This window comes from Pantoea sp. K16, from assembly GCF_048452805.1.
Taxonomy (GTDB): domain Bacteria; phylum Pseudomonadota; class Gammaproteobacteria; order Enterobacterales; family Enterobacteriaceae; genus Pantoea; species Pantoea agglomerans.
Genome location: NZ_JBLWNV010000006.1, coordinates 278,937 through 290,248, shown reverse-complemented (window position 1 = coordinate 290,248; position 11,312 = coordinate 278,937). Strand labels below are relative to the sequence as shown.

13 protein-coding genes are annotated in these 11,312 nt (G+C 57.2%); 4 read left to right on the top strand and 9 right to left on the bottom strand.

Features of this window, described 5'->3' with window-relative positions; translation table 11 throughout:
• Nucleotides 1–4: 4 nt before the first annotated feature.
• The 9 genes from ACK13D_RS10535 to ACK13D_RS10495 all read right to left on the bottom strand — a co-directional run bounded on the left by ACK13D_RS10535 (nucleotide 5) and on the right by ACK13D_RS10495 (nucleotide 7,547).
• On the bottom strand, nucleotides 5–259 hold the full coding sequence (locus ACK13D_RS10535; RefSeq protein WP_010246453.1) for an acyl carrier protein: 255 nt from the start codon (nucleotides 257–259) through the stop codon (nucleotides 5–7).
• Nucleotides 260–275: 16 nt separating this feature from the next.
• Complete coding sequence (locus tag ACK13D_RS10530) at nucleotides 276–533, bottom strand: phosphopantetheine-binding protein (protein ID WP_010669816.1); 258 nt, start codon at nucleotides 531–533, stop codon at nucleotides 276–278.
• A 13-nt stretch (nucleotides 534–546) separates the two neighbouring features.
• A complete protein-coding gene (locus ACK13D_RS10525; RefSeq protein WP_022625895.1) occupies nucleotides 547–1,347 on the bottom strand; it encodes a lysophospholipid acyltransferase family protein in 801 nt (266 codons plus the stop codon).
• Nucleotides 1,340–2,071: a beta-ketoacyl synthase chain length factor gene (locus ACK13D_RS10520; protein WP_418796302.1), complete on the bottom strand. Its 732-nt coding sequence runs from the start codon at nucleotides 2,069–2,071 to the stop codon at nucleotides 1,340–1,342. The genes ACK13D_RS10525 and ACK13D_RS10520 overlap by 8 nt, the downstream gene beginning before the upstream one ends.
• A 230-nt stretch (nucleotides 2,072–2,301) precedes the next feature.
• On the bottom strand, nucleotides 2,302–2,688 hold the full coding sequence (locus ACK13D_RS10515; protein ID WP_191924301.1) for a hypothetical protein: 387 nt from the start codon (nucleotides 2,686–2,688) through the stop codon (nucleotides 2,302–2,304).
• 266 nt (nucleotides 2,689–2,954) lie between these two features.
• Nucleotides 2,955–4,340: an efflux transporter outer membrane subunit gene (locus tag ACK13D_RS10510; RefSeq protein ID WP_029518978.1), complete on the bottom strand. Its 1,386-nt coding sequence runs from the start codon at nucleotides 4,338–4,340 to the stop codon at nucleotides 2,955–2,957.
• Nucleotides 4,337–5,431 (bottom strand): HlyD family secretion protein, encoded by a 1,095-nt coding sequence (locus tag ACK13D_RS10505; RefSeq protein ID WP_111533656.1) that lies wholly within the window; start codon nucleotides 5,429–5,431, stop codon nucleotides 4,337–4,339. Before ACK13D_RS10505 ends, ACK13D_RS10510 begins: the two co-directional genes overlap by 4 nt.
• Nucleotides 5,428–7,113 carry an MFS transporter gene (locus ACK13D_RS10500; RefSeq protein ID WP_418796300.1) on the bottom strand — a complete coding sequence of 562 codons (1,686 nt, stop codon included), beginning with the start codon at nucleotides 7,111–7,113 and terminating at the stop codon, nucleotides 5,428–5,430. The genes ACK13D_RS10505 and ACK13D_RS10500 overlap by 4 nt, the downstream gene beginning before the upstream one ends.
• A 2-nt stretch (nucleotides 7,114–7,115) precedes the next feature.
• The gene (locus ACK13D_RS10495) at nucleotides 7,116–7,547 is read right to left on the bottom strand and encodes a MarR family winged helix-turn-helix transcriptional regulator (protein ID WP_187495688.1); all 432 of its coding nucleotides are present in this window, start codon (nucleotides 7,545–7,547) and stop codon (nucleotides 7,116–7,118) included.
• A gap of 145 nt (nucleotides 7,548–7,692) precedes the next feature.
• Here ACK13D_RS10495 and ACK13D_RS10490 point away from each other — a divergent pair, with 145 nt between their 5' ends.
• The 4 genes from ACK13D_RS10490 (at nucleotide 7,693) to ACK13D_RS10475 (ending at nucleotide 11,286) form a co-directional block, all read left to right on the top strand.
• Entirely contained in the window at nucleotides 7,693–8,541 is an 849-nt protein-coding gene (locus ACK13D_RS10490) for an AraC family transcriptional regulator (protein ID WP_010669810.1), read from the top strand.
• Between the two features lie 41 nt (nucleotides 8,542–8,582).
• A complete protein-coding gene (locus ACK13D_RS10485; RefSeq protein ID WP_033786587.1) occupies nucleotides 8,583–8,990 on the top strand; it encodes a DUF2000 domain-containing protein in 408 nt (135 codons plus the stop codon).
• A 390-nt stretch (nucleotides 8,991–9,380) separates the two neighbouring features.
• A complete protein-coding gene (locus tag ACK13D_RS10480) occupies nucleotides 9,381–9,641 on the top strand; it encodes a biofilm/acid-resistance regulator YmgB/AriR (protein WP_010246474.1) in 261 nt (86 codons plus the stop codon).
• A 139-nt stretch (nucleotides 9,642–9,780) separates the two neighbouring features.
• Entirely contained in the window at nucleotides 9,781–11,286 is a 1,506-nt protein-coding gene (locus ACK13D_RS10475) for a SulP family inorganic anion transporter (RefSeq protein WP_010246475.1), read from the top strand.
• Nucleotides 11,287–11,312: the final 26 nt, after the last annotated feature.

The window sequence follows — 11,312 nt, the reverse complement described above, 5'->3', positions numbered from 1 at the left end:
GGGATCAGGCGTCTTCGCGCATCAGTTGTTCCACGGCATCCACCACATCCTGCACGGTGCGCACTGCGCGGAAGGTTTCCGGTTTAATTTTACGGCCGGTACGTTTTTGCAGATGAACCACCATATCGACGGCATCAATGCTGTCGAGTTCGAGATCTTCATACAGACGTGCCTCGGGATGGATATCCTCAGGCGCAATTTCAAACAGGCTGGTCAGCAGCGAAGCCACTTCCTGATAGATCTGTTCTTTGTTCATCATAAGGTTGTCTCCGCTTTCAGCCGCGCTGTTGGTTGACGAACGCAGCCAGCGTCGCAACAGAGAAAAAGTGGGCGCGCAGGGTTTCACTCTCAGCGGACAGCGCCACGCCGTAGCGATTTTTCACTGCCAGGCCAAGTTCCAGTGCATCAATCGAGTCCAGCCCCAGTCCGTCGCCAAACAGTGCAGCGTCGGTCTCTATATCATCGGGACTGAGATCTTCAAGGTTCAGCGTGTCGATAATCATCTGTTTGATATCGTTAATTAATGAATCCATACCGGTTTTCGTCTTACCTGTTCTGGGGGACCAGCGCCTGCTGTAAATGGCGGGTCAGGCGACGCGCGGCCAGCGGCTGCGCATCGGGATTGCTTTCACAAAACGACTGACTGTCGATTCGCGTTTGTACACGCACGGTAAACAGCGGTTTAACCGGCGGAATCTGATACCAGCGGCTCTGTTTATCGAGCATACGCTGGCTACAGGTGATGTGAACCACACGCAGATCGCATCCGGCGCGCACCGCAATATTGGCTGCCCCGCGCTGCAGAGTCAGTGGATGACCGTAGCGGGTGCGGGTGCCTTCCGGAAAGATCAGGATATTGTCGCCGCGCGCCAGTCGCTGCTGGCTGTCCGGCAACAGCGTCTCCGCTTCACTGTTGATCAGATAGTCCGCGGCGCGGATCACCCCACGCATAAAGGGGTTCTTTTGCAGATCGGCTTTAACCAGACAATCCATCTCTGGCAGTACCGAAGCGATCATCACGTAGTCGATCAGTGATGGATGATTGGCGACAATCAGGCATCCGCGATCCTGTTGCAGCAGCTCTGCGCCTTCAATCCGGTAGTCATAGACCCCGGTCATCCGGCAGAATCGCAGAAAGCAACGGAAGCTAAAGGCGATAGCGCGTCGGGCCAGCAGGCGGCGGCGCAGCGAATCGCGCTGTACCAGCAGCAGCAGGTTGAAGCCAATCAGCGACAGCAGCAGCCCGCCTATGCCAAACAGCGTAAAACTCACCGCCGTCATCACCAGCCGCCAGCAATAGTTCATACGGCTGCCGGTGTAGTGCGCCGGTTGTGAACAATCAGCCATGATGTCTCTCCCAGTGCCATGTCAGGCGTTCGCCCGGCAGGCTGAAGGTGGGCGATTCCGCCAGCCACTCCTGCAGAAAGCGCAGGCTCTGCGGTAACCCTGTGTCTGCCCTCTCCTCTCTGCCAGGACGGCCAGTGCAGTGCAGCTGGTCGCCCGGGCGCAGCAGCAGCGCCACCGCATAGGGAAAGTTCACACGCTGTTCCGGCAGCCACGGCAGATAGTAGTCAGGCACGATGCCGTCGAAATCGACCAGCAGTACCTGCTGATAACCCGCCTGATGCAGCGCGCTGACTTCGATCAATCCCTGCTGAAACGAGTCGACTCCGGCGGCGATTGAGGTGGAGACCAGTGGTGCTTTGGCTGCAATGGTCAGGCTACCGACCGCCGAATTGTGAACCGACATGGCAAAATCCGTGGGTGACATTGACTGCTGATCGGCCAGTGTAGTGAGGATGCGCAGATTACGTTCCAGTTCACCATGACGACTGGTGAACACGATAGCGTCAACCTGCTGACGCGCAAGCAGCGCCAGCCCACACTCTACCGCCGCACGACTGCCGCCGCTCAGACGACGTGCTGTCATCATCGGTAAAAATTTCGGCTTTGCCATCGCCTCTTTAGGGTCTATGACGGTGCCCTGTTGCGCCCAGTGCTGCCAGCCCTCGCCCCCGTGTAATCCCGGAGCCAGAGCCTGCCAGTCGACCAGTGAGTAAGCGAGTCTCATCTCAACACTCTTTTTGTCATATGTGTGGCGTCGGCGTTCATCGGGGCGTCACCCCGGCCCCCTGCAAAAAAAGTGCGTCCGGGAAACCCTCTGCCGATTCCGCATCAGGCCTTCACGGTAGAGGGTTACTCAGTGGTTCAGCAATAGCAGCTCATCTGATTTGTCGGCCGGCTGCCGGAGATCTTTATGCTTTGATCGGCTGTCGACACATCATTGCGACAGCGCACGCATTACTGAGCGGCAAGAGCAGAGAGTCGTAACTGAATATCCTGATCGAGATTGGCAATCCAGCGGTTGTAGTTATTGTGGATCTCGCCCTGCCCCGCTTTCAGGTTCTCACTGCTGACATAATCGATGCGGTAGTTCTGGCTGGTATACGTGATGCGAATAGTCGCCACGAAATCACGCTGGGCCAGACGACCATTGATCACGCCAGGCGAAACGGGAGTCATGACCCATTTCCGGCCAATACCCGCTTCAATGATCGCCAGTTTCATCTGGTTGTCGCTGTAACGCTGAGTGAGCGTTTGATTCACGTTATGAATCGGCGCAGTGCGCGCACAGCCGGTTAATAACGCAGCGACCACGGCCAGTGCGAAAATAGTTTTTTTATTCATGATGAATCCCTTCTTTTATTTTTATATCAGTAAGTTAAACGGATAATCCGTCTCGCGCAGGCTAAGCTTTCAGTGCGCTTTTCCATCTGGCTGGCTTAAAACCCGCGCATGATACCACCGAATGTAAAGACAGGTAAGCAGAAGTATGCATGGGTTTTAGGGGGTTATTTGGGGGATTAAAGCGGGGAATATACGCAGTCGCCGCGACAGCGCAGAGGCCGATCCCGGCCGCAGAAACTCTGGCTGCGGCTGGATCGGTCTGGGGATTACTGTGTGGAGGCGGGTGTCCAGCCACCGCCCAGCGCGCGGTAGAGATCGATCTGCGCCAGCAGCAGGTTATTTTTGACAGTCACCCGATTCAGCTGCGTTGAAAACAGGGTGCGCTGCGCATCCAGTTCATCCAGATAGGAGGCGTAGCCGTTCTGATAGCGATTGCGGGCAATGCGCAGCGCTTCCGTCACATAGGCTTCCTGCTTTTGCAGCTCCTGAAGTTGTGCCTCACGCTGCCTGATAGCGTCTATTGCATCGTTAACTTCCGAGAAGGCGTTGCGCACCACTTTTTCATAGCCATAAAGTGCCTGATTTCGCGTCGCCATTGAGACATCCACCTGCGCCGTCAGCGCTTCACGGTTCAGCAGCGGTGCCAGAATGCTGCCGCCCACGCTCCACAGCCGGAACGGATCATCCGCGAGCTGGTGCAGCACCGAACTCTGCAGGGTGCCGGTCGCGGTGAGGTTAAGCCCAGGCAGCAGCTTAGCGCGCGACGATGCCAGGCTGGCATCTGCGGCCAGTAACTGGCGCTGAGCCTGCACAATATCCGGACGGCGATTGAGTAGCTCTGATGGCAGCAGTGACGGCATCCGCTGCGGTGCAATCTGGTCAAACTGCTGACGACGGGCGATGCTGCGCGGGTTCATACCCACCAGAAGACTCAGCGCATTCTCCTGCTGAGTGATCTGGTGCTGCAACTGGGGCATCTGCGCTTTGGCCGACTGATATTCCGAGGCGGCCTGCATCCACTCCAGCCTGGAAGTGTAGCCGGTTTCAAACTGACGCTGTGCCAGCTTCAGCGAATTGTTGCGGGTCGCCAGCGTTGCCTCCGTGACCCGTAACTGCTCATCCAGCGCGCACAGGTTGAGATAACCTGACGCCACCGAACTGGCGATGGTCAGCTCGGCGGCAGACGCAGCGGCCTGCTGCGCCGCTAGACTCGCCTGCGATGCTGTGATGCTGCTGCTGCGTGCTCCCCAGAGATCGACCTCGTAGTTCGCCTGTAATAAGCCCTGAAAAATATCGGTTTCATAGGGCTGGCCCGTCACTGACGAGAGCGTACGCTCACGGGTCGCGGCCACACCGGCGCTCAGGGTCGGAAAGTTATCGCCCTGCGTGGCGCGCAGCTGGGCGCGATACTGGTCAACCCGGGATCGCGCCGTGAGGATATCGGGGTTATTGCGCAGCGCCTGCGTCACCAGCCGGTTGAGATTTTCATCATGAAAAGCGCGCCACCACTCCGCCTCCGGTGCAGCAGATGGCCCGACACTATTGCGCCAGGCGTCAGGGATCGGCAGAGAGGCCGGTGCCTTTTCAACCTGCGTGGCACAGCCGGTCAGAAGGAGTGCCAGTGCGCTTACCATTAAGCTGCGCCGCATCATGGCGCACCCTCACCAGCGGGTTGTGCGGCGGTGTCGATGTTGACTTCGACCGACATACCCGGGCGTAACTGATGCATATCCTGGTCATTGATGCGGATGCGAACCGGAATGCGCTGCGCAATTTTAACGAAGTTACCGGTGGCGTTGTCGGGCGAAATCGCGCTGAACTCTGAGCCTGCGGCCGGAGAGATAAATTCAACCTGACCCGTAAAGCGTTTGCCATCCAGCGCATCGACCCGAATCGTCACCGGCAGGCCAGGACGAATATTTGCCAGCTGGGTCTCTTTCAGATTCGCGATAATCCATTTGTGATTAGGCACTACCGAGGTCAGGCGCGTACCTGCCGTGACATAGGCGCCGGTGCGCACCGCCAGCTGGCCGAGCTGGCCATCATCGGGCGCGGTAATCCGGGTATTCGCCAGATCGATCTCCGCCAGCTCCAGCGCGGCGCGGGCGCTGTCGACATCGCCTTTCAGCGCGTCACGGTTAACGATGACAGTTTGCAGATTCTGCTGGGCGACGGCGATCTGCGCCGCAGTCTGACGTACCTGCGCCTGCGCCTGGGCGTCTGCGGCCCGGGCGGCATCGCGCTCGCGCACTGACAGGGATCCATCCGCCGTGAGATTTTCGACGCGCTTCAGATCGAAGCCGCTTTTCAGCGCCTGTGCTTTGGCATTCTCCAGTGCCGCTTTATTGCTCTGGATGGTCGCTTCTGCGCTGCGACGCTGCTGCAGGTTATTGTTCAGCGCCGCCTGCTTCATCGCCAGCTGCGCCTGCGCCTGATGCACCCGCTGGCGATAGATACGGTCGTCAATCGTCATCAGCAACTGCCCTTTTTTCACCGGCTGCAGATCGATCACCTCGACTGAGGTGAGATAGCCATTAACCTGCGGGCTGATAAAGGTCACCTGACCGCGCACATAGGCATTCTCGGTGCTTTGTATTGCGCTGGTGAAGGGCCAGAGTTGCCAGGCATAAAGAATAACCAGTACACCAATCACCACAATGCCGCTGCCTGCGGCGATAGAAAGAATACGGCGGCGATTCGCGCGTTCGCGTTCCGCCGCCTGAAGCTCATCCTGCTGACTCATTGTTTCTCCGTTGATTCCTGTAATGCGGCCAGCTGTTGCTGCTCACGCAGGTTAAATTGCGCCTGACGCCAGTCAAGATAACGACGACGGGTCAAACGCCAGATCACCCACATCAGGGTGACCAGTGCCAGCGCAGCGGTTAACAGGTAGGTGTCGTTATAAGCGAGCACGTTGGCCTGCAGCGTGGCGATTACCTGTAACTGGCTGGTGCTCTGCGCGCCGCGCAGAACGTCGTCACCCACCAGCGAATTAAACAGCGCATTATACTGGCTGAGCCGTTCGGTGACGTTGGGATCGAGCAGTGAGAGCTGATCGCCCAGCAGGCTGGAGTGATATTTTTCCCGCCAGACCTGAAACGTGCCAAGAATAGCCGAGCCGATCAGCCCGCCGAGGTTCTGACTCATGCCAAACAGCACCACAAAGCTCACCAGATTTTTCGGCTGAGTCACCACGCTGCCAATGCCCATCAGCATCGCGGGTGCCATGAAAAAGGCGCTGCTGAAGCCCAGCAGAAACTGACTGAAATACATATTGCTGGCGCGGGTCAGCGGACTGGATTGCGCATCCATCAGCGAGGCGATAATCATCACCACCAGCGAGGTGACAATCGGCCAGTTGAGATGATTGGGCTTGATAGTCAGCGCACTGGCGGCGATGCCCGCAATAACCCCGGCCATGATCGCCAGCGCCAGACCGCGCATCTGATCGTTCTGCAAGCCAATCTGCTGCAGAAAGCCGATTGCACCGGTGTTCTGTTCCGCCAGTACGATACGGATCATGATCATCACAATGCCAAGCCGCACCATCATGCCGCTGCTGAGCCAGCGGGTATTGATCAGCGGGTTGCGCCGGTTATGCTCAATGACGATCGCAGCGACAATCAGCGTCAGGGCGATCGCGGTACAGATACCGAGCCAGGGCGTGGTAAACCACCACTCAATACGGCCCAGCGTCAGTACGCCGCACAGCAGCGCCATACCGGGTGCCAGCAGGATAAAGGTGACGAAATCCATCTTTTCAAAGGTTTTGATGCGATCGCCCGGTGGCAGTTTCACCAGTAGTACCCCGCCCAGCGCAATCAGCGCCAGACCGAGTTCAAACAGATAGAGGCCGCGCCACTCGTTGAGCTGCAGTAATTCCGAAGAGAATAAGCGGGCCAGCGGGATAGCCAGTTGCGATACCGTCAGGCCAATCACCAGCGCTTTCAGGCGATGTTTCGCAGGCCAGGCCTGTACCTGATAGTAGATGCCCAGAGAGCTGAGCGCCGCCGCCACCATACCGTGAGCGATGCGCACAATGATTGCCGAACTGAGATCGTTGGCGAAGAGATGGAAAAACGCCACCAGTACATACAGCACCAGAAACGCCTCGGTAAAGACACGCAGGCCAAACTGCTGGCGGAATTTCACCAGCAGCAGGTTAATAGAGATGTTGCCCATCACATAGACCGCAGGCAGCCAGGCAATCTCATTCGACCAGGCACCAAAAGTCCCCTGCAGGTTGACCAGATTCGCCGTGACCAGCGCGTTACTCAGCGCACCGGTCAGCGAAATAAGTAAACCGATCAGGCCAAACGCCAGGCGTTTTGGCATCGGATGCAGCGGCGTCGAGGGCGATCCCGGCAGCATCGGTTTTTCGTGCGGCAACCACTCGCGTGCAGCGTAGGGATTTCGCTTTGCCACTGCTACATACTTCCCATGCGGCTCAGGAGTTGTTGCAATACGCGCTCGGTCACGGCCAGATCCTGAGGTTCAATATCGGCCAGCATTTCAGTACGGAGTGCGTCAGCCTCGGTTTTCACTTTGGCGAACGCTTCGTTACCCTTATCAGTCAGCACCAGGTGACGCTTACGTCGATCTTCTGGCGGCTGTACCCGCATCAGCAGTGACTGTTTCACCAGCCGATCCACCAGCGGTACCATGCTGGCATCTTCCAGCCCCAGCAGCTGTGCCAGCTCGGTCTGGGTCATGCGTTGCGGCTCACTGGCAATCAGCCCGATGGCCATCCAGCTGCTCATGCTTAAGCCGCTATCTTTAAGGTGACGATCCACCGCCAGGCGCCAGGCATGTGCGGTCAGATGCAATAAGTGGGTAAAGGTACGCGTGTGCTGAGACAAATGTTAGCAGCCTAATAGTAAGAGTTCTAATTGAGTGGTGGCGTTATTATACGCAAAGCGAAACGCCAATGAAAAGCGTCCGGTCTGTTAAAAATTAGTGGATCGCGGCAGAATGTCCAGAGGCCGCAACCGGGAGCCGGATAACATGAAACAGGCATCAGCAAACTGGGTCGATCTGCGCCGTGACGCCGTCAGCGGTATTGAGGCGCTACGCGCCCATTTTACCGGACACGCCTATGATCCTCACTGGCACGACAGTTATCTGATTGGCGTGACCGAGCAAGGTGTACAGCAGTTTCATTCACGGCGCAAACAGCATCAGAGCCGACCAGGCACGGTCTTTATGCTGGAGCCGGAGGAGCTGCATGATGGTGATGCCATCAACGACAGCGGTTTTACCTACCGGATGCTCTATCTTTCACCGCAGCAGATTGCGCAGCACCTGGCTCCGATGCTGGCTGATAAACCCTCACTGCGTGAGCTACGTTTTGCCGCCACGCTGCGTGACGAGCGTCCACTGGCTTATGCCGTCTGGCATGCGTTTGATGCGCTGTGGCACAACCATCCCGCCATCATCAAAGAGGCGGCGCTGGACCGGATGTTTGGTCAGCTCATCCCGCACCGGCAGTGGTCACAGCCCGCTCAGCCCCCGGATAAAGATGCGCGGCTGGCGCTGCAGGCGCGTGACTGGCTGATTGCCCATCATGCGGATAATCCCGGTCTGGAGCAGATGGCGCAGCATCTGCAGGTAGATCGCTTCCGGTTATCGCGTCTGTTCCAGGCTCACTGGGGTTTACCGCCCCACGCCTGGCTGGTGCAGTGGCGGCTGAGCCAGGCGCGTCGTCAGCTGGCGCAGGGCCAGCCCGTCGCCGATGTGGCAGCTGCGCTGGGTTTCGCCGATCAGAGTCACCTGGGCCGCTGGTTCAAACGCGCCTGCCAGCTTACCCCTTCCCGTTATCAGCACGCCTGCACAAATCTTCCAGACCTGGGTTAAGCCACTTGCCACAATGCGTTTTTTTAGTCAGGAGAAGCGCAATGCAAGACCCACGCTGTGTAATGATACTCAATGCCGCTCTGCCGCCTGGCAAAGCCACCAATGCTGCCGCCGTGATGGCATTAACCCTGGGACAGCGACATCCGGCGCTGGTTGGCGACGCCCTGGAGGATGCTGACAGGCGCCCTTCTCCCGGTTTGATCACCACCGGCATTCCGGTGCTGGCCGCGACTGACGAGCAGCTCAGTGCATTGCGGGAACAGTGCGAACAGGCTGAATACGATCTGGTGCTGTTTCCGGAAGAGGGTCAGACCACCACCGATTATCAGGCGCTGAGCGCCGTCCTGCGACAGCAACTGCGTCAGCAGTGGCGCCTGCTGGGCGTCGCCATCGTCGGCGATAAAAAAGCCCTGCGAAAGCTGACGGCAAAACTGGCGCTATTCAGCTAATCTTTTTGCGGGAAGCTGTTCATGGCTTCCTGTTTTTCCCCTCCTGCCCCTCGACTCCGCCGTTTGTACAGGTTACTTGTACAGCTTTCGTTTCGGAATAGTCCTTATAAGCTGCTGATAAATTTCAAATAGCACACTTTGTTAAAGAATCCGATTGTACAGATTGGGCTTCATTGTATAAGTTTACTGCCACGAGTTGTCATGCGACTCTGTAACGAATGATGCACTTGCGTCGCCTCTGAAGGTGTCAGTGGATTTCCACCTTCAGAGGTTATTTTTTCTGTTCAATTTGTGACACTGGTACCATCGCATCTGTCCATGCGGTGGTTTTTTTGATCGCTTTTGTCCTGACATCCGAACCGGAATCGGGCTGTTCTGAAGGGCTTACACATGCAATATATTCTTCCCCGGACCAATCAGGAAATTGCTGATTATTTTAATCCTGCCGCCAATAAACCCGCCAGCGAGATGGAGATGCTGGGTATCCTGGTTGCAGAAATTTTGCAGTCAGGCATGCCAGTGAACAATAAAGCGATTATCTCAAAGCTTATTCATCGGCTGGAGCTGGAAAGCGACAGGGAATTACTGGATATCTACCGACAGCTGCTTGAACTGGTGGTCCATAAAACCCCGGACGATTTTTCACTGTAGCATCGACTCCACGGAAGGAGTCATCCGCCTTTTTCTGGTATCTTCGCCAGTCGCCCGGTACTATCTGCCCCTCACTGTTTATCCTGATCTTCCCGCCCCTCGCGCGGGAGCAAAATAACTAAAGAGCCTGCAATCTTTTATGACTCAAACCAATGATATTGCCGCAACCGACGTTGTGGCGGGCGATATCAGTGTAGGGCGCGTTCTGCGTTCGCCTGCGCTGCTGACCCGCGAATGCCTGGCCGGGGTGATTACCGCGCTGGCGCTGATCCCTGAAGTGATCTCCTTTTCCGTTATTGCCGGTGTAGACCCTAAAGTCAGCCTCGTCGCCTCGGTGGTGCTCTGCCTGACCCTGTCGATACTGGGCGGACGTCCGGCGATGGTAACAGCGGCTGCGGGTTCAGTGGCGCTGGTTATCGGGCCAATGGTCCATCTGCATGGCGTTGAATATATTCTGCCCGCGGTGGTGATGGGCGGCGTCATTCAGATTCTGTTTGGTGTGGCCGGTCTGGCGCGCATGATGCGTTATATTCCCCGTTCGGTGATGCTGGGATTTGTGAATGCGCTCGGGGTGCTGATTTTCTTTGCTCAGGTGCCGCACGTCTGGGGACAGTCATCACTGGTGTGGATCTTCTTTGCCGTCACACTGGCTATCGTGCTGTTGTTGCCGCGTCTGATAAAAAGTGTTCCTTCACCGCTGGTTGCCATTGTGGTAGTGACTGCCGTCGCGCTGTTAATGGGCTATCGCATGCCGAACGTGGGCGATGAAGGGCCGATGAGTCCCGGTCTGCCCGGTTTTAACAGCCTGCTGGTGCCACTTAACCTGCAGACCCTGCAGATTATCTGGCCCACGGCCCTGAGCATCGCCTTTGTCGGGCTGATGGAGTCACTGCTGACCGCCAAACTGGTCGATGACCTGACCGATACCCCCTCCAGTAAGCGTCGTGAATCCTGGGGCCTGGGCGTGGCGAATATTCTGGCGGGTTTTTATGGTGGTATCGCCGGGTGCGCGATGATAGGTCAGACCATCGTCAATGTTGAACTGGGCCGGGCGCGCAGCCGGGTTTCCACCGTGGCCGCCGGTCTGGTGCTGCTGTTACTGGTGACCGGACTGAGCCGGATTATGGCGCAAATCCCGATGGTGGTACTGGCCGGGATCATGATGGTAGTGGCCGTGAAAACCGTTAACTGGCATAGCCTGCAACCCGCTACCCTGAAACGTATGCCGTGGTCAGAGACGCTGATTATGGTGCTGACGGTAGCGGTGACTGTCTGGACAGGTAATCTGGCACTGGGCGTTCTGGCTGGGGTAATCCTGGCTATGCTGCTGTTTGCCCGCCGTATTGCGCACGTTATTCATGCGGAGCGTCAGCTGAGCGAAGATGGCGAGTCGGTGCGCTATGTGGTGCGCGGCCCGCTGTTTTTCGCCAGCAGCAACGACCTGTTCGAGCATTTCGATTATGCCCACGACCCTAAAAAGATCACTATCGATTTAACGCATGCGCAAATCTGGGATGCGTCCAGCGTCGCGGCGCTGGATGGCATTGAGTATCGCTATCAGCGTTATGGTGCAGAGGTGACGATTGAGGGGCTGGACCCACGCAGCACGGACTTCCATCAGCGCCTGACCGGTAATTTCGGCTAAAAACGCCGTTCTGCTGCCTCTCCGGC